Source organism: Brevibacillus choshinensis (assembly GCF_001420695.1).
Lineage (GTDB): Bacteria > Bacillota > Bacilli > Brevibacillales > Brevibacillaceae > Brevibacillus > Brevibacillus choshinensis.
The window spans coordinates 1,533,065-1,558,728 of the sequence record NZ_LJJB01000010.1 but is presented as its reverse complement, the minus strand read 5'-3'; the positions used below and the strand labels follow the sequence as shown (position 1 = coordinate 1,558,728).

General features: G+C 50.0%; 23 protein-coding genes and 2 riboswitches. Of the genes, 15 read left to right on the top strand and 8 right to left on the bottom strand.

From position 1 onward, the window contains the following. Positions 1-38: 38 nt before the first annotated feature. Positions 39-1,655, bottom strand: coding sequence for a M20/M25/M40 family metallo-hydrolase (locus AN963_RS17445; protein WP_055745803.1), 1,617 nt, complete (start codon positions 1,653-1,655; stop codon positions 39-41). A gap of 58 nt (positions 1,656-1,713) precedes the next feature. Continuing rightward, positions 1,714-2,454 (bottom strand): IclR family transcriptional regulator, encoded by a 741-nt coding sequence (locus tag AN963_RS17440; RefSeq protein ID WP_055745802.1) that lies wholly within the window; start codon positions 2,452-2,454, stop codon positions 1,714-1,716. Between the two features lie 253 nt (positions 2,455-2,707). On the opposite strand from AN963_RS17440, the gene AN963_RS17435 reads away from it, so the two are divergent. The 3 genes from AN963_RS17435 (at position 2,708) to AN963_RS17425 (ending at position 5,869) form a co-directional block, all read left to right on the top strand. Then, positions 2,708-3,562, top strand: coding sequence for a dimethylarginine dimethylaminohydrolase family protein (locus AN963_RS17435; RefSeq protein ID WP_055746351.1), 855 nt, complete (start codon positions 2,708-2,710; stop codon positions 3,560-3,562). Positions 3,563-3,617: 55 nt separating this feature from the next. Beyond that, positions 3,618-4,382, top strand: a complete 765-nt coding sequence (locus tag AN963_RS17430) for a dimethylarginine dimethylaminohydrolase family protein (RefSeq protein ID WP_055746350.1) — start codon at positions 3,618-3,620, stop codon at positions 4,380-4,382. A gap of 77 nt (positions 4,383-4,459) precedes the next feature. Further along, positions 4,460-5,869 carry an amino acid permease gene (locus tag AN963_RS17425; RefSeq protein ID WP_055745801.1) on the top strand — a complete coding sequence of 470 codons (1,410 nt, stop codon included), beginning with the start codon at positions 4,460-4,462 and terminating at the stop codon, positions 5,867-5,869. A 71-nt stretch (positions 5,870-5,940) separates the two neighbouring features. On the opposite strand, the gene AN963_RS17420 is transcribed toward AN963_RS17425, so the two are convergent. Both AN963_RS17420 and AN963_RS17415 read right to left on the bottom strand, forming a co-directional pair. Continuing rightward, positions 5,941-7,266, bottom strand: coding sequence for a D-arabinono-1,4-lactone oxidase (locus tag AN963_RS17420; protein ID WP_055745800.1), 1,326 nt, complete (start codon positions 7,264-7,266; stop codon positions 5,941-5,943). Further along, on the bottom strand, positions 7,254-8,441 hold the full coding sequence (locus tag AN963_RS17415; protein ID WP_055745799.1) for an amino acid deaminase/aldolase: 1,188 nt from the start codon (positions 8,439-8,441) through the stop codon (positions 7,254-7,256). Before AN963_RS17415 ends, AN963_RS17420 begins: the two co-directional genes overlap by 13 nt. 276 nt (positions 8,442-8,717) lie before the next feature. Further along, positions 8,718-8,817: riboswitch (purine riboswitch) on the top strand. Positions 8,818-9,010: 193 nt separating this feature from the next. On the opposite strand from AN963_RS17415, the gene AN963_RS17410 reads away from it, so the two are divergent. After that, positions 9,011-10,444, top strand: a complete 1,434-nt coding sequence (locus tag AN963_RS17410) for an NAD(P)/FAD-dependent oxidoreductase (protein WP_055745798.1) — start codon at positions 9,011-9,013, stop codon at positions 10,442-10,444. A gap of 90 nt (positions 10,445-10,534) precedes the next feature. Here AN963_RS17410 and AN963_RS17405 read toward each other — a convergent pair whose 3' ends face one another. Further along, positions 10,535-10,954, bottom strand: coding sequence for a MarR family winged helix-turn-helix transcriptional regulator (locus tag AN963_RS17405; RefSeq protein ID WP_055745797.1), 420 nt, complete (start codon positions 10,952-10,954; stop codon positions 10,535-10,537). 206 nt (positions 10,955-11,160) lie between these two features. Further along, complete coding sequence (locus AN963_RS17400) at positions 11,161-11,778, bottom strand: DUF3298 and DUF4163 domain-containing protein (RefSeq protein ID WP_055745796.1); 618 nt, start codon at positions 11,776-11,778, stop codon at positions 11,161-11,163. Positions 11,779-11,948: 170 nt separating this feature from the next. Here AN963_RS17400 and AN963_RS17395 point away from each other — a divergent pair, with 170 nt between their 5' ends. From AN963_RS17395 to AN963_RS17365, 7 genes are all read left to right on the top strand, one after another. Beyond that, entirely contained in the window at positions 11,949-13,424 is a 1,476-nt protein-coding gene (locus AN963_RS17395) for a methyl-accepting chemotaxis protein (protein ID WP_055745795.1), read from the top strand. An 80-nt stretch (positions 13,425-13,504) separates the two neighbouring features. Further along, positions 13,505-13,617, top strand: a riboswitch (SAM riboswitch). A 205-nt stretch (positions 13,618-13,822) separates the two neighbouring features. After that, positions 13,823-14,851 (top strand): BMP family protein, encoded by a 1,029-nt coding sequence (locus AN963_RS17390; protein WP_055745794.1) that lies wholly within the window; start codon positions 13,823-13,825, stop codon positions 14,849-14,851. Positions 14,852-14,947: 96 nt separating this feature from the next. Beyond that, positions 14,948-16,477, top strand: a complete 1,530-nt coding sequence (locus tag AN963_RS17385; protein ID WP_055745793.1) for an ABC transporter ATP-binding protein — start codon at positions 14,948-14,950, stop codon at positions 16,475-16,477. Then, positions 16,452-17,522 carry an ABC transporter permease gene (locus tag AN963_RS17380; protein WP_055745792.1) on the top strand — a complete coding sequence of 357 codons (1,071 nt, stop codon included), beginning with the start codon at positions 16,452-16,454 and terminating at the stop codon, positions 17,520-17,522. Before AN963_RS17385 ends, AN963_RS17380 begins: the two co-directional genes overlap by 26 nt. Then, a complete protein-coding gene (locus AN963_RS17375; RefSeq protein WP_055745791.1) occupies positions 17,509-18,420 on the top strand; it encodes an ABC transporter permease in 912 nt (303 codons plus the stop codon). Before AN963_RS17380 ends, AN963_RS17375 begins: the two co-directional genes overlap by 14 nt. A gap of 139 nt (positions 18,421-18,559) precedes the next feature. Beyond that, complete coding sequence (locus AN963_RS17370) at positions 18,560-19,222, top strand: sulfite oxidase-like oxidoreductase (RefSeq protein ID WP_055745790.1); 663 nt, start codon at positions 18,560-18,562, stop codon at positions 19,220-19,222. Position 19,223: 1 nt separating this feature from the next. Continuing rightward, positions 19,224-19,943: a nucleoside phosphorylase gene (locus AN963_RS17365; RefSeq protein ID WP_055745789.1), complete on the top strand. Its 720-nt coding sequence runs from the start codon at positions 19,224-19,226 to the stop codon at positions 19,941-19,943. Between the two features lie 47 nt (positions 19,944-19,990). Here AN963_RS17365 and AN963_RS17360 read toward each other — a convergent pair whose 3' ends face one another. Next, entirely contained in the window at positions 19,991-20,317 is a 327-nt protein-coding gene (locus tag AN963_RS17360) for an ArsR/SmtB family transcription factor (RefSeq protein ID WP_055745788.1), read from the bottom strand. A 34-nt stretch (positions 20,318-20,351) separates the two neighbouring features. Beyond that, positions 20,352-22,103, bottom strand: a complete 1,752-nt coding sequence (locus AN963_RS17355) for a SulP family inorganic anion transporter (protein WP_055745787.1) — start codon at positions 22,101-22,103, stop codon at positions 20,352-20,354. 281 nt (positions 22,104-22,384) lie between these two features. On the opposite strand from AN963_RS17355, the gene AN963_RS17350 reads away from it, so the two are divergent. The 4 genes from AN963_RS17350 to AN963_RS17335 are packed head-to-tail and all read left to right on the top strand — an operon-like array spanning position 22,385 to position 25,653. Beyond that, the gene (locus tag AN963_RS17350; protein WP_055745786.1) at positions 22,385-22,984 is read left to right on the top strand and encodes a glycerol-3-phosphate responsive antiterminator; all 600 of its coding nucleotides are present in this window, start codon (positions 22,385-22,387) and stop codon (positions 22,982-22,984) included. Beyond that, positions 22,962-23,624 (top strand): HAD family hydrolase, encoded by a 663-nt coding sequence (locus tag AN963_RS17345; RefSeq protein WP_055745785.1) that lies wholly within the window; start codon positions 22,962-22,964, stop codon positions 23,622-23,624. Before AN963_RS17350 ends, AN963_RS17345 begins: the two co-directional genes overlap by 23 nt. A gap of 5 nt (positions 23,625-23,629) precedes the next feature. Next, a complete protein-coding gene (locus AN963_RS17340) occupies positions 23,630-24,697 on the top strand; it encodes an ABC transporter ATP-binding protein (protein WP_055745784.1) in 1,068 nt (355 codons plus the stop codon). Continuing rightward, positions 24,697-25,653: a carbohydrate ABC transporter permease gene (locus AN963_RS17335; protein ID WP_055745783.1), complete on the top strand. Its 957-nt coding sequence runs from the start codon at positions 24,697-24,699 to the stop codon at positions 25,651-25,653. The genes AN963_RS17340 and AN963_RS17335 overlap by 1 nt, the downstream gene beginning before the upstream one ends. Positions 25,654-25,664 lie beyond the last annotated feature (11 nt).

Below are 25,664 nucleotides of genomic sequence, written 5' to 3'. Positions count from 1 at the left end.
CCTCCTCGTAGACGGTTTTCTCCATTATAACCCAAGCGCTATTTCAACAGAGAGTGAATGCAACGCGGCAACATGTCCATCAAGGTATCAAATGCATAATCCACATCGAGTCGTTCGGTCCACTGATGGGCGTCGCGTCCGACTGGTCCGAGGTTCATGACAGGCACATCAAAAGCTTCCAGTTCTTGCAGCGGGATCGAGTAGCCTCGGTCCCACATCGGCATGTTCGCGACCAGCGGCTGCATGGAAGCGGCCGGGTATTGCAAGCCGACATAGCTCAAATCGGAAATGCCACCGAAGTAGTTCTGATTTACGAGAGTCACTTTGTGCTGCTCCCGCGCGTAGGCTTCCATTTCTGCCGCCACGCGCTGAATGACAGGGTGATTGCGCGAGCTGACAGCCGGATAGAACGGAGGAGCAAAGAACAGGATGATCATCGGAGACAATTCCTTACACAGAATCGCCAGCTGATCGACCAGCTCGATCGTCATGTCACGGTCATCTTTTTCGCCGCGACTCGCTACGACATCGGCCTGAAGCTGGATCAATCGATCTTCTCCGTAGGTTTTGGTGGCATAAGCGTGTAGATGCTCATAGCTCAAGACGTTAATAGACAGCTCCCGAGGCGCAAATGGCGCATTCGCGGCAAATTGAGTGGCATGTCTTACGTACGTCTGCTTGATCTGTTCGGCTACCTTCTTGGCGGATTGCAAAAGCGGCTCTACGACATCTTCCATCCGTTTTTCCAGCAGGAACAGATTGAACAGGGTAACTGCACGGTGCGGAATTTGCACCGAGTACTCTTTTTTCAGGTCCTTTTGGATCAGGTTAGTGGGAGGAGGCGATGCTTCTCCCTCGACGACCTCGCAGAAGGAGGTGTTCAGCTCCAACTCGCAAGTAAGCTGGGAGGCCATGTAGTTTCCATTCAGTCCAGCAAAAGGCTCTCCGACGTGCGTTTCCTTCCCATAGCAGAGGAAGCCAGGAAGTACTTTTCCGATGGATCCGGTGTACAGGTACTTGTTTTGGTCGCCGGGAAAACGGGTGAACATCGGCTCTGAGTTCAGGACAGTTTTGTAGCTCAGATCAAATTCTTCTGCGAGTGCGAGCAGGGCAGGAACAGCGGCGCGCATGCCGACAGAGTTGACTTCCTCGTCTGGAACGGTCAAAAGCAGGATATTCCCCTCAAACTCTCCTTCACAAGCACGCTCGATCATCGACATGTGGAGGGTAAGTCCACATTTCATGTCCATCGTCCCGCGGCCAAACAACCAGTTGCCAGTGTTGAGGTCGTGCTGCACCTCTGCGGGCATCTCGGCTGCATTCGCCTGAAACAGGGGAGTGAGCGTCTGTGGATCAAAAGCATGCGTGCGCCAAGCGCCGTAGTCCTCGACATCGACGACATCGAAGTGGCTGACGAGAATGATGGTGTCGCGGGCGCCTTCTTTTTTGACCAGTGCTGTTACGAAATGACGTCCATCCTCTGTCGGATTGGCACGCACGTGGTCAGGGTGAGCTTGATAGTAGGGCAGGGAGCGCAGCTGCTCCACGACATAACCCGGTAATTGTTTTTCAGCTAGGGAGCCCGTCACGCTCGGAATGCTGACAATATTGCACAGAAGATCGACCAACTGTTCCTTTGTTTGCCATTTGCCCATGAAAAATGCCTCCGTTTTCCGTAATGTGAAATAGTTTTCCGTATCGTGGATAAAAAAATTAAGGAAGTCCGCCGATTTTTTGGGAGATTTCCTTAGCACCCTGCTTGGCTTTTTCAATCAGGATAGCCAAACGATCCTCGGTAATCCGGTAACTCGGAACACCAATGCTCAAAGCGCCGACTACTTTGTGGTTGTAGCCGATGATAGGTGAAGCGATCGAGGCGGTTCCTTCTGTCTTTTCGCCGTAGCTGACCGCATATCCATTTTGTTTGATAGCAGGCAAGCGTTCTAGGAGCTCGCGCTGAGCTTCCTGCTCCGGGAGAAGCTGCGCCACGATGTTTTTGGCTTCTGTCGGATCCATATTGGCGAGCATGGTCTTGTTTGCAGCACCGATATGCAACGGAATACGCTCACCCAGATTGTCTATAATCCGCACGGTCATGGGACCCTCTACTCGTTCGAGGATGATGGCACTCGTGCCGTGTGGAATGCTCAAGTAAACGGTTTCTTTTACCTCGGCGGCTAACAGCTCCATCACCGAACGGGCAACAGCACGCGTATCGATTTTATCAAGGAGTCGCAGTCCGATCTCCATCCAAGTGTAGCCGAGCTTATATTGTTTGGTTTCCGGGATTTGCATGATCAGTCCGTATTGCATCAAGGTGCTGATCAAGCGATGAACCGTACTGAGAGGGAGAGCCGTCTGATCCGCAATCTCTGAGATGGACCAATGCGGTTTGTTTTCGTCAGAGACGAGGACATGAATAATGCTCATCGCCCGGTCAATCGATTGTACCAACGTGTTTCCCCCTATGTTTTGCCGCAAGACCACCAGGTAGGAAGGTGCCTTGCCGGGCTATTTCTTGTTCCAATCTATCAGAATTTTTTGGACGAATCAATATGATCAACGCGAATAAAAATACGTTGACAAAAAATTTCAAACTATTTTACATTAAGAGTGTTATTTCGCATTATGGAAATAGTTCCACAATGCGGAAAGATAATAGACGGTAAATGAGGTGACCGCATTGGTGAAGTACGGCTGCCAATCTATGTACGGTACGATTGAAAGCATCATGATGAAACACCCCAAAGACGCGTTTATCAGTCAAGACCATTTGAACCGTCATTGGCGTGAGTACAATTACGTTACATGCCCTGACTATGACGAAGCGGTCCGGGAATACGAGCAGTTTGAAGCGATTTTGAAACAGCACGTGCCGGACGTCCGTTATTTGCCCGCTGATGAGCGAACGGGAATAGACTCCATCTATGCACATGACTCCGTGAAGATTACCGAAAAGGGAGCGATTTTGCTCCATCCAGGGAAAAAGCTGCGCCAAGGGGAACCGGAGGCTGTCCGAGACTATTTCACGAGCATCGGGATTCCTATTCTCGGTGAAATTCAGGGAGAAGGTCTCGTGGAAGGCGGCGACGTCGTCTGGATGGACGAGCGTACGGTTGCTGTAGCGAGAGGGTATCGGACCAATGACGAGGGGATTCGTCAGTTAAGAGAGCTGACTGCGGATGTCGTCGATGAATTCATCGTCGTACCTCTCCCGCACGGCAATGGTCCGGATGAATGCTTGCATTTGATGTCCGTCATCAGCTATGTCGACAAGGATTTGGCTGTGGTGTATTCCAAGCTCATGCCGATCTTTTTCCGGGAATTGCTGATCCAGCGTGGCGTCAAGCTGATCGAGGTACCAGATGACGAATACGACAATCTAGGTTGCAACGTCCTGGCTATTGGACCGCGAAAAGTCGTCGTCCCTGCTGGCAATCCAGTAACCATACGTCTGCTGGAGCAAGAAGGTGTAGAAGTGCTCGAATACAAGGGAACGGAGATTTCCTACAAAGGCACAGGGGGACCTACCTGCCTGACATCGCCATTGGCAAGAAGATAAGTATTTGGGAGAGAAACCATACACGATTCGGAAAAGAGAAGGGAGCAACAACGACATGAAATTTACTCGTGCGATTGTAAAAAAACCAGGAAAGAGCTATGTGACTGGATTGACGACTTCTGATCTTGGCACACCTGATTTTGAGCTTGCATTGAAACAGCATGATGCTTATATCGAGGCACTGCAAAAAGCTGGATTGACGGTAACGGTCCTTGAAGCCGACGAACAGTTTCCAGACTCCACCTTTGTTGAAGACTCCGCTGTATTGACAGAAAAGTGCGCCATCATTACCAACCCGGGAGCAGCCAGCCGAAATGGGGAAATCGAGGATATGAAACGGGTCATACCTCAGTTCTATGACACGGTCGAATACATTCAGTCACCAGGTTACCTAGACGGCGGTGATGTCATGCAAGTGGACGATCATTTTTACATCGGTCTCTCCACGCGTACGAACCTGGAGGGAGCGGAGCAGCTCAAGGACATCCTGGGCAAATACGGCTATGGAGCAACGATTGTTCCGCTGAAAGAATTTTTCCATTTGAAAACTGGAATCGCTTACTTGGGCAACAACACCTTGGTGCTGGCAGGCGAGTTCATTGGTTCGGATGATTATAAAGACTACGAGCAGATTATCGTGAGCAAGGTAGATGAATACTCCGCAAACTGCATTCGCATCAACGACTACGTCATCATTCCCAAAGGCTTCGATACGACCAAACAAAAACTCACGGATGCGGGCTACAGCGTGATTGAATGTGACATGTCCGAGTTCCGCAAACAAGATGGAGGATTGAGCTGCCTGTCCCTGCGCTTCTAAGGCAGGCAGTTCCTTTACCGTGTAGCTGGAATGTCAAAAGTGCGGAAGTGTGAGTGTTGTGAAAAGGGAGGGACCGTATGAACCTTGGGAATGAGAAGGACAAACATTTGCAGCGTTCGATGAAAAGCCGCCACTTGTTTATGCTGTCGCTTGGCGGCGTCATCGGGACAGGTCTGTTTTTGAATGCAGGCTATACCATCAATCAAGCCGGACCAGGTGGAGCGATCTTGGCCTATATCATTGGCGGCGTGCTCTTGTATCTGGTCATGACATGCCTTGGTGAGCTTTCCGTCAAGATGCCGGTGACGGGGGCGTTTCAAACGTATGCGACAAAGTACATCGGCCCAGCAAGCGGTTTTACTCTCGGGTGGATGTATTGGCTGGGATCTGCAACGACGGCGGGAGTGGAATTTACCGCTGCGGGTATGGTGATGCAAAGGTGGTTCCCTGATACGCCAGTCTGGATCTGGTGTGCCGTTTTTATCGTGTTGTTGTTCAGCTTTAACGCTCTGACGACAAAAGGATTTGCTGAGACCGAGTACTGGTTTGCAGGCATCAAGGTGTTAGCTGTTATCTTTTTCATTATCGTCGGTGTGGGAGCCATTTTCGGTATTGTCAGCTTGGATGGCAAGCCAGCTCCGTTCTTCTCCAATTTCTCCGCAGACGGAGGGCTGTTCCCGTTTGGCATCAGTATCGTCTTTGTCACCATGATGAATGTCGTATTCTCCTATCAAGGCTCGGAATTAATCGGGATTGCTGCAGGCGAGACTGAAAACCCTCAGAAAAACATTCCGCGAGCCATTCGCAATGTCATTTTCCGCATTCTCATTTTTTACGTGGCATCTGTCACGATTTTGTCCGCGCTTTTCCCGTCCAGTGAATTAGGCTTGCTGGAAAGCCCGTTTGTCACGGTATTCGATGCTGTAGGGATTCCGTACGCAGCCGATATCATGAATTTCGTTATCCTGACAGCGCTCTTGTCTGTGGGGAACTCGTGTCTGTACGCCGCGACTCGTTTGCTGTGGGCGTTGTCGCATAGTGGGATGGCACATCCCGTTTTCGGAAAACTCACGAAACGGAGCGTGCCGCTAAACAGCTTGCTCATGACCTTGGCTTTTTCCCTCTTGTCCCTTTTGACGAGTGTACTGGCAGCCGATACGGTTTACGTATTGTTGATGTCGGTCTCCGGTATCGCGATTACGTTTTGTTGGATGGGAATCGCCTTATCCCAGTTCAATTTCCGTCGCCAGTATTTGCGTGAGGGTGGTAGAGTTGAAGACCTGCAATTCGCGGCTCCCTTTTATCCGGTCATGCCGATCCTTTGCCTGGCGCTCTGCACGTTCCTCATGGTCTATCCGATCTTTGATGCGACGCAGCGATTTGGCTTGTTTTACGGAATCGGAGCTCTCGTCGTCTTTTATCTGTATTACTACCTGCGCTATGGACGTCACAAGGACAAGCGTCCCCATGTGCCTACCCAAGGTTAATCACATGTATGGCGTGAAAAATGCCCCTACCCAACGTATCGGGCGGGGGCATTTTTCTATTCGGGAGTAGCTTATCTGCGAGGTGAAATGCCGAATAATTCAGATAAAAAAGGATTAACGAATAGTCCATCCGGATCGAGCTGAGAGCGGAGTGCGAGAAAATCTGCGAGGTGAGGGAGGACAAGGTGCAGCTGGTCGGATTTCATCGTATGCATTTTCCCCCAGTGCGGTCTGCCACCATGACGCTGAAAAATGGACTCCATTCGTTCAAAATACGGTTGATGTTGCATGCCTTTGTACATGTGGACGGCAATAAAGGCGCTATCTCTCCCATGAGCGGGACTGAGCCAGATATCGTCTTGTTTCACATAACGGCATTCGATGGGGAAATGAACAGCGAATTGATCTTGTTCGATCGCCTGGAGTAATTCCTCGACGACGTCTTTCATCTTTTCAGCAGGTACACTGTACTCCATTTCATAGAAACGCACCAGGCGAGGGGTAGCAAACAGGCGGTGACTATACCCGCTCTCATCGACAGTCGGGACCGCTTGGGCGGAGAGTCTGCTAACGGGCTTGCATAAGGAAGGGATCAGTCGGCAGCTTTCAGACAAGAGCCAGAAGACGGCGTTTTCCATTACCATCTTTTTCACGTAGCTCCACGTCTGGTTCACATTAGTCAGCTCTGTTGTCTCGTCCATAAATTTGACCTGAGCTGTATTCGAGTAGGGGAAGGCATAAAACTCAAAATGTCGATGATCTTCCCGGAACGCATCGAGAGACGCGAGACATTCATTCAGCGGCATGCGGACACTGCGATAGCGAAGGCGATAAGTGGGAACGACCCGGAGACGAATCCGGACGAGGATGCCGAGTAAGCCGAGCGATACTTGCAACGCACGAAACAGGTCAGGCTGTTGGCCCTCGGAGCATTCCAGCACTTCACCTGCGGCAGTCACTACCGTCATACCGACCACTTGCGTAGAGATGCTGCCAAAGCGAATACCTGTACCATGTGTACCTGTACTTACGGCACCTGCAATGGATTGGGCATTGATATCGCCCAGATTTTCCTGGGAGTAGCCATGCTCGTACAATAGCTGGCCGAGATCTTTCAGGTTCGTACCTGCCCATACCTCGACCGTATGCTGGTCAGAATCGACGGCATACACTCCTTGAAGTCGTTCAAGTGATAGCAGGCAATCGTCCGTCTGCACCAGGCGAGAAAAGGAATGCCCGGAACCGACGACGCGGATGTGTTTTCCGGTCCGCCTGCAGTCATTCACTATCGAAACGACATCTTCTACGGATTCTGGTAGCGCGACTTGCTGTGGCCGACTCTGTACATTTCCTGCCCAGTTTTTCCAGAGCTTTGTCTGCTGACTCAAAGTGAGCATAACCCGTCCCCCCTGTAGGTGTTCACTTCTCGAACCACTTTTCCACCCGAGACACAGTACAGTCGTGAAAATCGCTCACACAGCTCTCCGGCTTTGGCGTGGCGGAAAAAGATCGGATCGCCTAACGACAGTTTTTCAGTTCCGCGATAGCGGATCGGCGTCTGTACTTCTCCAGCGCCTTCATTGGGCAACAGCTTGATCTTTTCCGGTAAATAAGGAATGGGTAGCCTGTCTTTTCCCGGAGATCCCGAAGCGATGTAGCCGCCACCTGCGCACGTGTAGATGTTTGCGGTGGGCTGTCTGACAATTTCCAGAGCAAAGCCAGCTGCTGGGTGAAACCGGAAGTCCTGATAATAATCGAAAAGGGCAGGGGAGTAAAAGCCTGAGCCAGCCGTAACTTCGGTGACAGCCTCTTCTCTCCCAGTCAGGTGAAGACTGCCTGTACCGCCTCCATTCACGAAACGAGGGGCAATGCCCAAATCTTTGATCGCCCCGACAAGCATGGCACGGCGCTCGGCAACTTCTTTCACAGAATGCTGCTTGAGCAGGCGAACTACCGTGTTCTTGAGGAATTGATGGGGATAACGGTCACCCACCCCTGCAATCTGTGCCTCGTATCCCATGATGCCATCGAGATAGAGATGGTCGGATGCGCCTACACGGCGAACGACGTCCAAAGCTCCTTCCAGTGAACGAATCGAGGAACGCCACACCCCGAAATGAAATCCCCACACATCAGAGGACATATCAGCATCGATACAGACAGGGAGACAAACCCCAGCCTGTTTGGCGATCTGTTCCACATGATCAACATGCGAGGGGGAATCGATCATCAGCGTAATCATACGACCGTTCTTCACTTCGGAAGCGATCGCCATTAGCCAGCTCTTTTCCCAGATCGGGTAGCCCACGAGCAGTTGGTCCAAGTCTTGGGCGCACAAATGGAGAACCTCCGGACCGGAGTAGCACATAATCCCGGTAAAGCACTCGTCTAGCTGCAAAAGATGCTTGAGGATGTCGACGCTTCGAATCGATTTGCTGGCAATTCGGATCTGTTTCCCATTGCTTTGGAGTCGAATTTGCTGCGCGTTTTCCTCGAGCAGATCGAGATCGACAAAGGCAAAAGGCATCGGAACTCCGGCAAAGGCAGACTGATAATAGCGATAATCCCGCATGTACAGGCCTCACCCTTTTTGTATGCTTGTAATGACTATATGAATGGAAATTTTCTACCTATTCCCTCTTTTTCTGTAGTTTCCTGCCGAACGCTGCAAGCAGGATTTTTAGAAACAACGAACGTTCGGATTTAATGTTCGGGTTTTGGTTATATGACTACATGTTTTCATGGGTTATCCGTTCCAAATAGTTGCAAACACGAATAAATAGGCTAAATCATATTGACATGATTCACATTAGTCGCTATTATACATATTGTTGATTGTCACAAAACTTGTTTGATGAATCTTACAATTCGTATATCCTCAGAAATATGGTTTGAGGGTCTCTACAGGGAACCGTAAATTCCCGGCTACGAATGGGGTTGTCTCTGACATACTCTATTCGTCGGCCGGGAATTTTTGTGCTTTCATAAAGTGATACGGTAAAGGAAGAAAGTATAAGTGCAACATAGCGAGACTTCGAACAAAAGTGAGAAAGCGAGACTTGTGCCCTTTGGGTACTATGACTCCGCTAAAAAGCCTGGCGAAGTCAAGTTTTCAAACATGCTCACGAGGGGGAAACGAACATGAAGAAGTACGATGTGATCGTGGTAGGAGCAGGTCCAGCAGGGATTTTTACATGTTATGAGCTGACGCGAACAAGACCAGACGCCAAGGTGCTTTTGATTGACAAAGGGCACGACATCTACGGCAGACGCTGTCCGATTTTGGAAGAGAAAATCAAGCTCTGTCCACCGCCAGCAGGGAAAAAAGATTTTGCAGGTTGTCTGCCAGCCTGTTCGATCACGAGCGGTTTCGGCGGTGCTGGTGCTTACAGTGACGGGAAATTTAACATTACGACGGAATTTGGCGGTTGGATGACGGATTATCTCAGTCCTTCCACTGTACTCAATCTGATCAAATACGTGGATTCGATCAATCTCGAGCACGGGGCGACAGAAGTGATCACAGATCCTACAACAGAGACAATTAAAGGTATCGAACAGCGTGGCTATGCAGCGGGTCTCAAGCTGCTGCGTGCTCAGGTGCGCCACCTGGGAACAGAGCAAAACCTGCAAATTCTGCAATCGATCTTTGAGCATCTCAAGGGCCGAATCGATATGATGTTCAAGACAGAAGTGGAAGACATCATCACGGTCAAGGGTGAAGCCGGGCACGAAGTCAAAGGGGTCACGCTGAAAAACGGGGAAGAGTACGAGAGCGATTTTGTTGTGATCGGACCGGGGCGGGATGGCTCGGCTTGGCTGACGAGTATCTTGAAAAAACGCCGTTTGAAGATGTACAACAATCAGGTGGATGTAGGGGTGCGCGTCGAGACCTCCGACGTGGTCATGCGTGAGATTAACGAGCATCTGTATGAAGGGAAGTTCATTTTCAACACATCCGTAGGTACTCGAGTCCGCACATTCTGTAGCAATCCATCCGGGCATGTCGTTGTGGAAAACCACAGCGGGGTCATGGCGGCAAATGGTCACTCGTACAAAGACCCGGCTCTAGGTTCGACCAATACCAACTTTGCGCTTTTGGTCTCCCATACCTTTACAGAACCGTTTGACAAACCAAACGAATATGCTCGGGAAATTTGCAAGCGGGCGAATGATCTGTCCAACGGTGGGGTGATCGTGCAAAAGTTCGGCGATATTATGCGCGGCCGCCGTTCTACCGACTCGCGTATTCGGGAAGGATTCCTGGAGCCGACGCTGAAGGAAGCTGTACCGGGTGACCTCGGACTGGTGTTGCCGTATAACACCATGAAAAGCCTGGTCGAAATGGTTGAGGCACTGGACAAAGTGACACCAGGTATCGCGTCTGAGCACACCCTGTTTTACGGTGTCGAAGCCAAGTTCTACTCCGCTCGTCCGAAATTGACGGAGGAATTCGAGACGGAAATCAAAGGTCTGTTCTGTGGCGGCGATGGAGCGGGCATCACTCGCGGACTCGCACAAGCAGGAGCAGCGGGTGTCTGGATGGCCCGCAATATGGTCAAACGATTTCAATAGATAGCAGCAAATAGAAAAAGGCTTCCACTCCTGACAATGAATCATTCAGGAAGGGGAGCCTTGTTTTTTCGTGAGAGGGTATTCGTGCTTTTAAGCCTGTACGTTGTTTAGATTGTCATTCATTTTCTTCAGTACGCGGTTAAAGGTAGCCAAATCTTCTTCAGAAATGTCTCGCAAAGCGGCATTTTCCAAATGGACAGCGGCTTCCAGCCATTCCGGGAATTTCTCAACGGCTTGGGGGGAAAGCGAGACGTAACGCTCCCGTTTATCTTCCCCTTCTGCACGGATGACCCAGCCCATTTCTTCTAAACGGGTCAACGTCCGGGTGATCGTTGGCGCTTCCACGTTCAGATAGTTGCTGATTTGAACTTGCGTCAACGTACTGCGGTAGTGAAGGCACATGAGGATTCCCCATTGAGAGCTGTATAGGCCCTTTGGAGAGAGAACCCCGTTCAGTTTTTTACTGAAGACTCTGGCAGTTTGACTGACTTTATGTCCGTAATATTGCATGATATCCTTCCTCCATGAAAACGAGTCCGATATTCCATACACTTGCTTGCTTAAGTAAATATGTACAAATTACATACTAACAGGTTCATTCATATAAGTAAACACTTATTTGTATATACAGAATAAGCATATACCCTGCCACGACAAATAAGCTGATGCCTGGTTATGAGCGCATCAGCAATCGTTGCCGTGATTCGCTTTTGTTTTTAATCAGCTGCCAGGATGCTGAGTGGCCCTGCTTCATTAATGATGGGCTCCAGATCGTACACGGAAATCGGAAACATGGGGAACCCGACGTAGTACGGAGTGATTTCATAGAGCTGAAAGTAGATGACCAATGTTTTGTCCGCGAGATAAAAGTCTTGGTCAGGCTTGATCGTCGTGAAATTGCCCAGCGTCGGGATTTGTCTTTGCTTGATCTGTGCTTTGACCCTGTCAGACAAGACCTTGATGTAATCACTTCCTGGTTTGAAAAGGTCTCTCAAGGAAAAGATTTTCCCCGTGTCGACATCTGCCGAGACAGACCCGAGGAAGGTCATCCCATGAGCCATCTGCGGCGTGTAGGCGTAGTTATTGAGAGTGGCGCTAAAAATGCCGCGTTGATTGTTTTTGATCTCATAGCTGCCTTGCATTTGGGTATTTCCTTGGACCTGGACTCTTTGTTGCTCGTGAATCAGTCCTTGGACGGTTTGCAGCAGGGAGCGATTGATTTGCAGCTCAGCCTGCTGATTGGAAAGCCCGGACAGCTGTGGATAGTAGATGGTGGTGGAAGGATTCTTGATCGTACGCGTCATGACGGTGACGGGCAAACGGTTTAATTCCACTTTTTTTAGTCCTTTCCTTTATGAATAGGGATCTGTCGTATCAGCCTATTCGGAAATGGGCGAAGATGTTTCTAGCGTTCGCATTTTTTTCACATGTACAGGAACATTTCTCCATCTATAATGGTAAAAGAATCCGATATATCAATAGAAAGGTAAGGAGGGGGACATTCATGCTTCAGTTGGTGCGCAACACCTTGACCAACAAGGAAGGCTTCATGATCTTTGTTTTATGGAATCATTTATGGATGGCCGGACTGATTGCTTTCCAGGAAAATGTGAATTTCTGGTTAGTCAGTTCGTTAGGATTGCTGGTGACCCTGATCGTATCACCGTATTATTTCATTCGCAGGAACAGCACCGTAATCCGATATCTTGTCGCGATTGGACTCATGTTTTATGCCATTTCATTCGATCATTTTAGCTCCGACCAGGAAGTAGCTTTTCTCGCATTTATCGTAATGGGTTTTTTGGCAGCGTATTTGGACTGGAAGCTGGTCGTGTTTGCAGGTATTTCGCAGATCATTGCCACACTGGTAGGCTTCTACACGGGAACCTATCAGATCTTTACCGGCGAGTACACCGAAATCAATCTCGCTGTTCGGATCGTAGCCATTTTGATGATGATGGCGGCGGTGACGTACCTTTGCCTGGCAGGACAAGCATCTCTCGGCAAAGCCAACTGGGCGAGACGAGAGGCAGAGGAAAAAGAACAGCGCTTGAAGGAAATGCTAGAGCACATCCAGATGATGACTGAACAGCTGGATCGCACGACCGAGCATGTGCATGAACATGCAGAAGGGACGAAGCGCAATACCGACGATATGATGATCGCCTTCAAGGAAGTCGCGACAGGCATGGAGTCTCAGGCGAATTCTACGGTGAAGATCGAGGAGGAAGTGCAGTCCATCGATCAGGAAATTGTCGCCGTTACCACGCAAACCAGTGCGATGAAGAGTGAATCCGACCAGAGCAATTTGCGTTTGGTAGAGAGCATCGGGATGATGAGTGAACTCTCCAACCAGATGGAGCAAATCGTACAAGCCGTTACTATTGCGGCCTCGACGATTCACCAGCTCAATCGTCAAGCCAATCGAGTCGAGGAAATAGTGGGAGCCATCAATCAGATTGCTACACAGACCAATCTGTTGGCGTTGAATGCCGCTATCGAGTCGGCTCGGGCAGGAGAGCATGGACGAGGGTTTGCCGTAGTAGCTGATGAAGTACGCAAGCTGGCCGAGCAAAGTGCCACTGCAACTCAGGAGATCACGGAAATATTGAAATCTCTTCATCAGGAAAGCGAAAATGCCGTCCAGCATATCAGCAATGGAGAATCGTCGGTAGCCAAAGGCCAAGAGCTGGCTATGAAAACAGTGGCATCGATTGAAGCTGTACGCGCGGGAATGGTCACCTTCCTAGCAGCAGCGGAGCATGTACGCTCGAGTATGGATCGAGTCAAAATGCGCTCAGGTGAAGTGGCAGTCGAGATGTCGACGATTACAGCAGTAACGGAGGAATCCGTAGCGAATCTGGAAGAACTGTTTGCTACTGCGGAGAATCAACACCAAAAAGTGCGGGAAATCACAGAAGAGCTGGGCGAGCTCAACACGTTGTCGCATCGCCTGCAGCAGACATTTCAAGATAAATAAGATAATATGAATAGAAATAACATTTGCTTTTTTGATCGGTTCTGCTAGAATGTATTTGACTATAATCCTATAGAATTACTACCTTATCTAGAGCGGCGGAGGGACTGGCCCGATGAAGCCCGGCAACCACTGTACCTTGTACAGACTGGTGCCAATTCCTACAAGACAGGTGAAATGTCTTGGAAGATGAGGAAGAGGACCGTTCCGGACGCAAACTCTTCCTCAGGGAAGAGTTTTTTTGATGAAAAGGAGATGTTGTGACAATAATGACGAACGTTAATCGTATATTTTAATCTAATGTACGTAAATTATATTGATTTTTTGGATGAAAAGCCGTACATTACATAAGTGAATAATAAAAAGCGAATATAAATGCACAGGATAGAGAGGGGAACACCATGAAGAAACTATTGTTGGCATTGACCACATTTGCCGTATTGGCAGCAGGATGCTCCGCTGGAGGAAGCGCACCAGCTGATAAACCAGAAGGACAAGCAGCAGGACAAGAGGGAGCGGCGAAAAAACGCATTGCCTTGATCCTGCCAGAGAAAATCGGGGTCAACCCATTCTTCCAGCAAATGGATGAGGGTGCCAAGAAAGCCGGTCAAGAGTTTGGTGCAGAAGTAAAAAGCATCGAGTCTACCGATCATGGAGCGATTGAAGAGAATCTTCGCGTAGCGGTGGCAGAAAATTACGATCTGATCATCACTTCTTCTTTTGAAGCAGAGGATGCGTTGAAAAAAGTAGCAGCAGAAAATCCGGATCGCAACTTCGCGATCATTGATACCGTAGTAGATTTGCCAAACGTCCGCAGTGTTACCTTCCGTGAGCAGGAAGCAGCGTACTTGATGGGTGCAGCTGCTGGATTGGCTACCAAAACAAACAAAGTCGGCATGGTTGTAGCGATGGATATTCCCCTCCTGAAAAAATGGACAGGCGGATTCCAAGAGGGCATGAAAGCAACCAATCCAAACGCCGAGTTCCTCGTGAACTACGTGGGCAGCTTCACTGACCCGGCAAAAGCGAAAGAACTGGCATTGCTCCAAGCTTCCAAAGGCGCTGACTTCATTAACGGTGCGGCAGCTGTAGGCGATCTGGGCGTTTTTGAGGCAGCGAAGGAAAAAGGCTTCTACACTTCCGGCCAAGACGTTGACCGTACAACTATCGATCCAGAGCATATTGTTCTTTCCCAGCTGAAAGGCACTGATGCAGCAGCGTACGAAACTGTGAAGTCTTTTGTCGAAGGCTCTCTGAAGCCAGGCGTAGTGACCTATGGATTGAAAGAAAAAGGTGTGGGCGTAACCTATGTGACCCACGAAAGCAAAACGCCGCTGAACGCTTTCATCGGCCAAGAAGTAGTAGACAAGGTGAAGGCTATCAATGACGAGATCGTAGCAGGTACACGTAAAGTTCCTGACTCGTTCTAATAGCTGGCAGCACTCGTGCATTTAGGTGACCGACTACAGCTGTGTAGTCGGTCGCTTGTGTATTCGGCGAAAAAATGAGGAGAAGGAGGAGTGGGAATGACGCATCGCTTGGAAATGAAGCAGATGACCAAGAAATACGGCGAATTTACCGCCAATGATAACGTGTCGTTCACCCTGGAGGCAGGCGAGGTTCACGCGATTGTCGGGGAAAATGGAGCAGGGAAAACGACGCTGATGCGGATGCTGTACGGGATGGAACAACCGACATCGGGCGAGATCGTGCTGAATGGCAAGCGGGTTGCTTTCCGTGGTCCAAATGACGCGATTCAGAGTGGGATCGGCATGGTGCATCAGCACTTCATGCTTTTTGGAGAGTTTAGCGTGGCAGAAAACATCGTCATAGGATACGAGCCCAAGCAGGCTGGTTTTTTCCAACGCGCAGAAGCAGTGGAAAAAGTGCGTGCTTTGAGCGAGCAGTACCGGATTCCCATCGATCCACAGGCAAAAGTGTCTGTCTGCTCGGTCGGAGAACAGCAACGGGTAGAGATTCTCAAAGTATTGTACCAGGGAGCGGAAATCATCGTGCTGGATGAACCGACCGCTGTATTGACTCCACTGGAGGTCAAGGATTTGCTGCAAACGATCCGCCATTTGGCTGCAAGCGGAAAAAGCGTCATCCTGATTACCCACAAGCTGCAGGAAGTAATGGAAGTGTCGGATCGAATCACTGTCTTGCGTGGTGGACGTGTGACTGGGAACGTTTCCCGGAATGAGACGAATGTGGACGATCTGGCGAGGTTGATGGTGGGCAGAGAGCTGGAGCAGTTGAGTCAGCGTGTCCCACTGGATGGGAAGCGACTGCTGCACGTGGATCAGGTAACCATGCGAGAGAAGCAGACATTGCTGGATAACGTCAGCTTTGCCGTTCACCATGGGGAGATCGTGGGGATCGCAGGTGTATCTGGCAACGGACAGTCGGAATTGCTGCAGGCAATAAATGGCTTGCGACCTGTTCAGGAAGGGAAGATCCATTTAGGTAGTGCTGATGTGACCAACAAGTCAGTGGAAACCATCCGAAAGGCTGGAGTGGCGCACATTCCTGAAGACCGCTATCTGTGGGGAACGGCCAAGCAAGAGAGCGTCGAGGAAAACGCTCTGATGGGCTATCAACGCAAGCCGGAATTCTATCGACGCGGCGTAATTTTGCGCGACGCGTTTCGTCAGGTGGTACGAGGCTGGGTGGACCGTTTTGCGATCAAAACAGGCTCCCGACAGCTGCAGGAGCTGGCAGGAAACCTATCGGGCGGAAACTTGCAAAAGCTGATCGTGGCGAGAGAGCTGGGGCAGGAAACGCCTTTGCTGATTGCCGCTGAGCCGACTCGTGGCGTAGATATTGGAGCGATGGAGTACATCCATCAGGCACTTATTGAAAAACGGAACAGTGGCGATGGCATTTTGCTCGTCTCGTCTGAGTTGTCCGAAATTCTCGCTTTGTCAGACCGCATTTTGGTCATGTATAAAGGGAGAATCGCTGGTGAACTGGCAAGATCAGAAGCAACAGAAGAAAAAATCAGCGTGTTGATGGCAGGAGGAAACGTTCATGGCAGCAGTCAGAGAGCTGTGTAAGTCGTTGGTTCAGCCGATCCTGGCAGTCATGATCGGGCTGTTGACCGGAGCGGTAGTAATTGCAGCAGTAGGTGAATCGGTCGTGGGCACCTATCAGGAAATGTGGAAGGGGGCATTCGGCAGCTTTTACTTCTTCACTTCCACAATGGCACGCGCGACGCCGATTATGCTGATTGCACTCGGACTGGCTTTGGCCTTTCGCGCAGGGGTATTTAACATGGGGGCCGAGGGACAGATGGTGCTTGGAGCCATCAGTGCGACATTGGTCGCGATCTACTTGCCAGCGCCGGGTATCGTGAAAATGCTGGTAGGTATCATCGTGGGGATTACCGTGGGCGGACTCTGGTCGCTACTGGCAGGGTACATGGAGGCAAAATTCCGCATTCCCCTACTCATCTCCACATTGCTTTTCAACTATATTGCTGTGCTGTTTGCCAGCTATTTGGTGAGCGATCCGTTTCAGGACCGGACGGGATCTGCTGCTCTCGCGCAGACCGTAATGCTGGACAAGAGTGCGTGGCTACCCAAGCTGTTTGCAGGGATGAGCGTTCACGCGGGATTTTTCTTCGCGATTGCAGCCGCTCTACTATTGTTTTGGGTGATTCGCTTTACGCCCTTCGGCTATGAGGTCAAGATGCTCGGTCAAAACCCGTTGTTTGCCCGGTATGGAGGGATTAACCAGATCAAGGTCATGCTGACCGGTATGTTTGCCAGCGGAGGCTTGGCTGGACTGGCAGGAACGGTAGAAGTGCTCGGTTCCCACTATCGATTTGTGGATGGGGCGTTGACAGTGCCCAACTTTGCCTGGACGGGCATGATGGCTACACTACTCGCCAATTCCAATCCGATCGGCATTATTTTTACTTCGATTCTTCTGGCTGCGTTCCAGACAGGGGCAATGGGTGTCGAGCGAAATACGGAGGTTCCGCTGGAGGTGGCTAGCGTCATTCAGGCGGTACTCATCCTATTTATTTCTGCCAAGTTCAGCTATGACTGGTGGAAAAAACGGAAGGTAAAAGGGGGAGAATCGCATGGAGCTGCTTGATTTGTCCCTCATTAGTTCGACCATCCGGATGGTTACGCCGATCTTGTTGGCGGCATTGGGAGGAGCATTGTGCACACGTGTAGGTATTTTTAATGTAGGGCTGGAAGGGCTGGTGTTGGTTGGAGCCTTTTCTGCCATCGTCGGCAATCATTTTACGGGTAGCTTGTTTCTTGCGATTCTGTTTGCCGCGTTGATTTGTGTGCTGTTTTCTTTGCTGTTTGCCTATATGACGATCGGATTGAAAGCCAATGAAATCGTCGTAGGTGTGGCGATTAACTTTTTGGCACTCGGACTGACGACGTTCGCGCTGCGTGCCATCTTCGGTGTAAAAGGTGCGTTTTACGACAAGGAGATGGCTGGACTGCCCAAGCTGGACATTCCAGTGATCAAAGACATCCCGGTGCTGGGAGATATTTTTTCCGGACATTCCCCGTTGGTCTATCTCGCGTTTATCGCTGCCATTCTTCTCTACCTGTTCTTTTACCGGACCGTTACCGGGTTCCGTGTGCTCGCAGTAGGGATGAATCCTGTCGCAGCACGCAGTCTCGGGCTCAAAGTGACGGGGCTGCAGGTGCTGGCGATCACGATGTGCGGCGTCTTGTGTGGCTTGGCAGGGGCTCAGCTGTCATTGGGACAGGTCACGATGTTTACGGAAGGAATGACAGCAGGACGTGGGTTTATCGCCTTGGTAGCGATGATGATGGGGCAATCTCACCCGCTCGGAATTCTGGCGTCCAGCTTCCTGTTTGGTTTGATGGATGCGATCAGTATCCGCTTGCAGGGTTTTTCCTTGCCGACTCAATTTACTTCTATGCTGCCGTACCTGCTGACGATCGTGGCCATGTTCTTTGTAAAAGAGAAAAATCGGGCGGGAGGCAATCAACAGAGCTCCCGTTAATCCCGATATGATCACAACTAGATGATTAGAAAACTTGGCTTTGCCAAGCCTTTGGCGCAGGCGAAGCCTTAGTTGCGCTTATACTATCATCCTTAAAATTTTTATACTATCAGATAGTATAACAAAGGAGTAGTGCGATATGGACAAGGCAGAACGTATCAAACGAATGAAGGTGCCTACAATCGATCCAGCATTGGCCCTGCGCCTGCCTCCGGGGCAAGTACTGACAGAACGGTTTCCTATTCTCCATGAAGGAGAAGTGCCTGTTTACGATATGGCCGAGTGGACGTTGCGGGTATTCGGGGAAGTCGACCGGGAAGTGACTCTGACGTATGAGCAGTTCATGGACCTACCACAGACGACTGTCACCTGCGACATTCATTGCGTGACGCGTTGGTCTCGTTTTGACAACGCGTTTACGGGAGTAAGGTTCCGTGATTTCATGAAAGCAATCGGGGTAACTCCACAGAGCTCTTATGTCATGCTCCATGGCGATCAAGGCTATACGACTAATCTGGCACTTAGTGATTTGGATCGCGATGATGTGATTTTGGCGCATTCCATCGATGGAGAGCCGTTGACAGACAAGCATGGCTGGCCGTTGCGTCTGGTTGTTCCCCATCTGTATTTCTGGAAGAGTGTGAAATGGCTGCGTGGTTTTGAATTCATCGATGAAAATAAGCCAGGCTTCTGGGAGCAAAACGGCTTTCATCTAAACGGTGACCCTTTCCAGGAAGAGCGGTTCTCCGGTGAAGCGTTGCCGATCCCTGAAGACGAGTGGGAGAAAAAGGAGTTTGATTAATATGCTAACCAATCTAAAAATTGATCCTGAGCAACTGCCAAAGCGCGTCATCGTATGCGGAGATCCAAAGCGTGCGGCGTTGATCGCATCCAAGCTGGGCAATCACCGTCAGCTCGCGGAAAATCGGGAATATCATAGCTACGCTGGAGAGTGGAAGGGTGTCGAGGTAGCCATCGTCAGCCATGGCGTAGGCTCGCCAGGAGCGGCCGTCTGCTTTGAGGAATTGGCCAAGGGCGGGGTCGAGGTCATCATTCGTGTGGGAACAGCTGGTTCTTACCAACAGGCGATCCAACCGGGCAGTCTCGTCATCAGCTCGGCAGCAGTACGTCAAGACGGCTTGACCAGCCAACTCGTTCCACCAGGATTCCCTGCGGTTGCCGACCGCCGAGTAGCAGAGGCATTGGTCGAGGCGGCACAATCCAGCGATTCCGGCTTGCACATCGCCGAAGGAATCACGTTGACGCTTGACGTTTTTTACAACGGCGTACTCGAATTCCCGCACAAGCTGTACCAAAAAGCAGGAGTGCTGGCAGTCGAGATGGAAAACTCCGCCTTATTCGTAATCGCAGCGCTGCGCGGTATGAAGGCAGGCTCCATCCTAGCGATTGACGGTTTTGCGGATGCGGACTTGCTAGAGGATTACAATCCACATACGGAAACATTGGCAAAAGCCATTGAAGCGGAAGCGTTGATTGCTTTGGATGCTGTTGTGGTTATTTAATATAGAAGGAAAAATGCCCAGGACCATATTTTGCGTCCTGGGCATTTTTATTCTTCGTTGAATCGGTCGAGCATGGATATCGCATCGATCAGGTGATTGTTGAAAATTTGCCGAGCTATAGATAATAGCTCAATAATCATTGGATCTCGTAGCGAGTAGGTGACCTTATTTCCGTCCTTTGTTCCGTATACGATGTTCTTGCTACGCAAAATGGCCAGTTGCTGGGAAACAGCGGAGCCTTCGCTGCCAATCAAGCTCTGGAGCTCGTTTACGTTCTTGTCTCCTTCAGATAACAGCTCCAGGATGCGAATGCGCAACGGATGACCCAAAGCTTTAAAAAAATCAGCTTTAAATTGTTGCAGTTCTAAATTCAATGAAAAAATCCTCCATTTTTGAGTAGTGGCAGGTTCACTCTTGCTGCTGGGCTACATAATGCTGCGACTGATCCCCTTGTGGAACGGAAAGAGAGGCGCATTCCCGAAACGCAAGATGTTTGCAGCCCAAGCATTTGGTGAGATCTACATCAGAGAGAGCATAGTCTATAGCCTCACCGGTATTGGTAAAGTGATGTGCTTCTCCTATCATTTGATAGAGTCCGGTACGTTGTAGGAGTTCTTTGGGCTGAGCTTGTAATTCAGAGAGAATAACGGTTCCTCCCTGTTTTTGAAAGTGTCTGACCACACTGGCCAAGTTGGCTTCACCCGTAGTATCCATGAACGGGACGTTTCCCATGCGCAGCAGCAAAATGCTTGGCTTGTAAGACATCTTGCCCAGGATGGACATCTCTAGCATGCTCGCATCTCCGAAGAAAATCGGCCCCTCTATGGTGAAAATGCTGATCTGGGGGCAATCATGCCCTTCGTAAACCATGTGGGCCATGACCTTTTGATGTTTTTGAGATGGATCAGGCAATGCTTTCGCTACTTGTAAGGTTCCGCTCATTCGTTTGACAAACAGGAGAACCGATAGAACGAGACCAATCTCAACGGCCAATGTCAAATCAGTCAGTATCGTCAGTAAAAATGTGATAAGAAGAACGACAGAATCGCTGGTTCTAGTTTTGAGAATGTGAGCAAATTCCTTGCGCTCGCTCATGTTCCAAGCTACAAGCATCAAAATGGGTGCCATACTTGCTAACGGGATGTGAGAGGCATAGGGTGCAAATAAAAGTAGGACAAGCAATACGACAATACCATGAATGACGCCAGACATAGGTGAAACGGCTCCGCTTCTTATATTGGTCGCCGTACGAGCGATGGCACCAGTAGCAGGAATGCCGCCGAATAAGGGGGTGATCATATTGGCGATGCCTTGGCCGATTAACTCCCGGTTGCTGTTATGTCGATGACTCGTCATACCATCAGCTACCACCGCAGATAGCAGAGATTCAATAGATCCCAGTAGAGCGATGACGATCGCGGGACTCAAAAGGGACTGAATTCGTTCCAGCGTTAATTCGGGAACACGAAAAGAAGGTAACGTGCTTGGAATGGCTCCAAATGTTGAGCCAATGGTTGCTACTTTCTCTTCAAATAATAGCACAGCTACCAAACTGGATAGAACCAAGCCGATGAGAGACCCAGGAACTTTTGGAAGGATACGTGGAGTCAGTAAAATGAGAGAGAGACAAATGCAAGCGGTTAGGATGCTGTATACGTTGATAGTAGGGAAGTGGATGATGATTTCCTTCATGTTGGAGAGAAAATCTTCGTGTTTCTGAATGTCACGAAGCCCAAGGAAATTGACAATCTGCCCGCTAAAAATGATGACAGCGATCCCAGCCGTAAATCCGATCGTCACAGGACGAGGAATGTACTTGATCAGAGTGCCCAGACGGAATATCCCCATGAGGACGAGCATGGCTCCTGCCATGAGACCGGCAATAAGCAGGTTTTCATAGCCGTACTGCATGACGATCGCAAAGAGAATGGGGATAAACGCTCCTGTAGGTCCGCCAATCTGGTAGCGAGATCCTCCACACAGAGAAATCAATACACCCGCTACGATGGTTGTGTAGATGCCGTACTCCGGTTTGACTCCTGAGGCGATTGCGAACGCCATCCCAAGCGGCAGAGCGATAATCCCCACAATCAGTCCTGACACGCAATCCCTTCTAAACGACTTCATACGATAGCCTTCAAATCTTCCCGTCCACTGCATAATAGAACCCTTCTTCTTTTGAATATTTGATTATTTGAATATAGATTATGATAAGTCTGGCGTTTAGTCGCTGTCAATTCACATTTCCTTTTCCCTTTTTTAACATATCCTTCACGTTACCTTAACGCGGCTACAGTAACATTCTAAATAACAAGTGAACAGATTCCCTCGGTTGGAGCCATGGAGAAACCCCCGACAGCCTTTCCAAGCACTTTCTTCGAGAGTTCTTTGGCATTGTTGTGTCGCAGGGTTTTTTGCTATGCGCAAAGGAGGTCATGGAAATGAATCAAGCGGAATTCCTCGCGAGGCTGGGCCAGTACAAGCTCATCGCTTCCGTCAAAGAGGCGAAGTATTTGGAAAAGGCAGCGGAGGCAAACCTGAGTGCGGTCGTCCTTTCGATCGGAAACATCGGCGTGATTAAAGGGTACGTGGATTTCTTCAAAAACCGTGAAATTCCGGTGTTCATTCATTTGGAGCGGGTCGGCGGAATCAGCTATGACCGGGAAGGTATTGCTTTTCTTTCCCACTACGTCAAGCCTGACGGGATTGTGACGACGCGAAACACATTGATCAAACTGGCAAAAAAACAAGGTCTGCTGACGATACAACGACATTTTTTGGTGGACAGCGACGCACTGAAATCGGGGTTGCAGTCCATCCAGGAAACACAGCCGGATGCGGTGGAGCTGATGCCGGGCTTGTTGCCTGAATTCCTCGAAGAGTACAGAAGCGTGCTGGATACCCCGATTATTGCGGGTGGTCTGATCCGCAAGCGGGAGCAGATGGAGCAAGTACTGCAGCATGGAGCGACAGCGGTCTCTGTAGGTAGTCCCACATTGTGGAAGGAGTGTTTTGTACATGATTCAAGCTCTGTTGTTTGATCTAGATGGTACCCTCTTGGATAGTCGAGACGCGGTTGTCGATGCGGTTGCCTTTACTGCGGAACAATACGCACCCGGTCATTTTAGCCGAGAGGAGCTGCTCGCACGCTTTGGTGAATCGTTTGATGACTTTCTCGCGGCAGTCGCAGCTTCGGCTGGTGTGCCTGACAAAAAGGAAGTACTTGATCGATACTTTGCCTACGTACGAGAAAATCACGAGCAGCACGTGAAGCTCTTTCCTTTTGTTCGCGAAGGGTTGGAGAAACTGCAGGCAGCCGGATTTGAACTGGCGATCGTCACCAACAAGCAACGAGAATTTGCGATGGCTGGACTGGAGCTGGCAGGAATTGATCATCTGTTTGCTGCGATTGTCACCGTAGATGATGTGTCGCGGGGCAAGCCATCAGCTGAGCCTGTCCAAAAGGCGCTGGATGAGCTGGGAAGAAGCCCGGAGCAAGCGATGATGATTGGAGACAGTCGTTATGATGTGCTGGCAGCTGTAGGGGCCGGAGTATCGTCCGTCGTGCTGGAATGGTATGGAAAAGAAGAGTGGCAATATGCGATTCCTGATTTTCGCTTTGCTGATTTCCAAGCATTTGTCGCTGAAATGCTGACTGTAAAAATCCAGGGAGGGAGCTGATACAGATGGCACGAGTGGTGTTGAACCAGATCACCAAAACGTTTCAGAATCAGCAAGTGGTAAAAGGAATTGACCTCATGATTCCCGATGGATCGTTCACGGTTCTGGTAGGGCCATCGGGGTGCGGGAAATCTACGACACTACGGATGATCGCGGGACTGGAGAGTGCGACGAGTGGAGAGATCTTGATCGGGGATCAAACAGTCAATCAGCTGCCGCCGGGAAAACGAGACGTAGCGATGGTGTTTCAGAACTACGCCCTGTATCCAACGATGAACGTATACGACAACATCGCGTACGGACTGCGCAACCGAGGGACATCGAAAAAAGAATGCAAGGTGCTTGTAGAGGAAATCTCGGAGATCGTCGGATTGACGCCGTACCTCAAGCGCAAGCCATCCCAGCTCTCGGGTGGTCAGCGGCAACGTGTGGCATTGGCGCGTGCGATGGTGAAAAAACCAAAAGTATTTTTGATGGACGAACCGCTTTCTAATCTCGATGCCAAGCTGCGTAATCAAATGCGAGTAGAGCTAACTAGCTTACATAAACAGTTGGGCAGCACGTTCATTTATGTGACGCACGATCAGGTGGAAGCGATGACGATGGGCGATCAGATTGTCGTCATGAGTGACGGAGACATTATGCAGGTAGCAGCCCCGATGGACTTGTATCAGGAGCCGGAAAATCTCTTTGTGGCCCAGTTTATCGGTTCTCCACCGATGAACATCGTACCAGCAGAAGGAAAGAATGAGCAGCTATGGGGATTCCGACCGGAAAAAGCAACTTTGTTGTCTGCTTCCGTCTCACCAGCAGCGGCCCAAGATATGTGGGTAGCACGTGGTCAGGTCGTCTCCCGGGAAATACTTGGTTCGGAAACGCTGTTCCATGTAGAAACGGAAAAAGGAAAAATCATCGTCAAGGCAGATACTGAACTGGCGGGGCAGGTTGGTCCTTCTGTCACAGTCACTGTGGAATGGCCACACATGTATGTCTTTGACCGTATCAGCGGAAAACGAGTAGGCCGTCTGAATGGACGGGAGCATGTGTCGACCCTAACGGGAGGGGTGATCTGATGCGAAAGGCGGCAACTGCTCAAGCGTTGCCGGGTGCCAGCCAGGTGAAAACAGAAGTAGGTGCGACGCCGTCAACATGGCTAGATCTCGCGTCGCGACTTCGCCCGTATCTATACTTGGCGCCCGCGATGGTATGTTTCCTTCTGTTCTTCTTTTACCCGATCGGCTCCATTATCTATTTGAGCTTTCAAGACTGGTCGTTGATCAATCTGGAAGAAATGGAATGGGTAGGGCTGCAAAACTACAGCGATCTGATGGTGGACAAAGATTTCCAAGAGGTGCTGGCAAATACCGCCGTTTTTACTGTCGCGACGGTAGGCTTGGGCTTGACGATCTCGTTTTTGCTTGCTTTGTGGCTGAATCGCAAGGCCAAGGTATATGGAATTATTCAAGCGACCGTGTTTAGTCCTCACATCATCTCGCTAGTCTCCGTCTCGATGCTGTGGATGTGGCTGATGGATCCTCAGTTCGGGCTATTAAATGCAGCACTGGAAGCAGTGGGACTGCCTGCGTATACCTGGCTGACAGATCCGAAGAGCTCGCTTCTTTCCCTCATCATCGTCAGCATCTGGAAAGGTGTCGGTTACAATACACTGATTTTTATCGCAGGGCTGCAAAGCATTCCAGGGGATATTTACGAAGCAGCTGCGCTCGATCGGTCGCCATGGTGGCGAACACTCACGCGCATTACAGTACCAATGCTTTCGCCGACGATTTTCTTCTTGCTTATTATCAATACGATCTCATCGTTTCAAGCATTTGATACGATCGCCATCATGACACAGGGCGGACCGATCAACAGTACGAACATGCTCGTCTATTACATTTATCAGCAGGGAATGGATTTTTATAATGGCGGTCTTGCTTCTGCTGCTTCCGTGATTCTGTTGATTCTCGTAGGTATTTTGACAGCCGTGCATTTCTTGGTAATGTCCAAGCGTGTTCACTATCGGTGATAAGCATGAAC

Excerpts from the sequence above, each read along its gene's own strand:
- AN963_RS17420 (WP_055745800.1), bottom strand. The coding sequence starts at position 7,266 with ATGCTCACTTTGAGTCAGCAGACAAAGCTCTGGAAAAACTGGGCAGGA.
- AN963_RS17335 (WP_055745783.1), top strand. The coding sequence starts at position 24,697 with ATGCGAAAGGCGGCAACTGCTCAAGCGTTGCCGGGTGCCAGCCAGGTG.
- AN963_RS17410 (WP_055745798.1), top strand. The coding sequence starts at position 9,011 with ATGAAGAAGTACGATGTGATCGTGGTAGGAGCAGGTCCAGCAGGGATT.
- AN963_RS17435 (WP_055746351.1), top strand. The coding sequence starts at position 2,708 with ATGTACGGTACGATTGAAAGCATCATGATGAAACACCCCAAAGACGCG.
- AN963_RS17340 (WP_055745784.1), top strand. The coding sequence starts at position 23,630 with ATGGCACGAGTGGTGTTGAACCAGATCACCAAAACGTTTCAGAATCAG.
- AN963_RS17445 (WP_055745803.1), bottom strand. The coding sequence starts at position 1,655 with ATGGGCAAATGGCAAACAAAGGAACAGTTGGTCGATCTTCTGTGCAAT.
- AN963_RS17345 (WP_055745785.1), top strand. The coding sequence starts at position 22,962 with ATGATTCAAGCTCTGTTGTTTGATCTAGATGGTACCCTCTTGGATAGT.
- AN963_RS17350 (WP_055745786.1), top strand. The coding sequence starts at position 22,385 with ATGAATCAAGCGGAATTCCTCGCGAGGCTGGGCCAGTACAAGCTCATC.
- AN963_RS17430 (WP_055746350.1), top strand. The coding sequence starts at position 3,618 with ATGAAATTTACTCGTGCGATTGTAAAAAAACCAGGAAAGAGCTATGTG.
- AN963_RS17425 (WP_055745801.1), top strand. The coding sequence starts at position 4,460 with ATGAACCTTGGGAATGAGAAGGACAAACATTTGCAGCGTTCGATGAAA.
- AN963_RS17365 (WP_055745789.1), top strand. The coding sequence starts at position 19,224 with ATGCTAACCAATCTAAAAATTGATCCTGAGCAACTGCCAAAGCGCGTC.
- AN963_RS17405 (WP_055745797.1), bottom strand. The coding sequence starts at position 10,954 with ATGCAATATTACGGACATAAAGTCAGTCAAACTGCCAGAGTCTTCAGT.
- AN963_RS17415 (WP_055745799.1), bottom strand. The coding sequence starts at position 8,441 with ATGCGGGATTATCGCTATTATCAGTCTGCCTTTGCCGGAGTTCCGATG.
- AN963_RS17385 (WP_055745793.1), top strand. The coding sequence starts at position 14,948 with ATGACGCATCGCTTGGAAATGAAGCAGATGACCAAGAAATACGGCGAA.
- AN963_RS17390 (WP_055745794.1), top strand. The coding sequence starts at position 13,823 with ATGAAGAAACTATTGTTGGCATTGACCACATTTGCCGTATTGGCAGCA.
- AN963_RS17395 (WP_055745795.1), top strand. The coding sequence starts at position 11,949 with ATGCTTCAGTTGGTGCGCAACACCTTGACCAACAAGGAAGGCTTCATG.
- AN963_RS17380 (WP_055745792.1), top strand. The coding sequence starts at position 16,452 with ATGGCAGCAGTCAGAGAGCTGTGTAAGTCGTTGGTTCAGCCGATCCTG.
- AN963_RS17370 (WP_055745790.1), top strand. The coding sequence starts at position 18,560 with ATGGACAAGGCAGAACGTATCAAACGAATGAAGGTGCCTACAATCGAT.
- AN963_RS17375 (WP_055745791.1), top strand. The coding sequence starts at position 17,509 with ATGGAGCTGCTTGATTTGTCCCTCATTAGTTCGACCATCCGGATGGTT.
- AN963_RS17355 (WP_055745787.1), bottom strand. The coding sequence starts at position 22,103 with ATGCAGTGGACGGGAAGATTTGAAGGCTATCGTATGAAGTCGTTTAGA.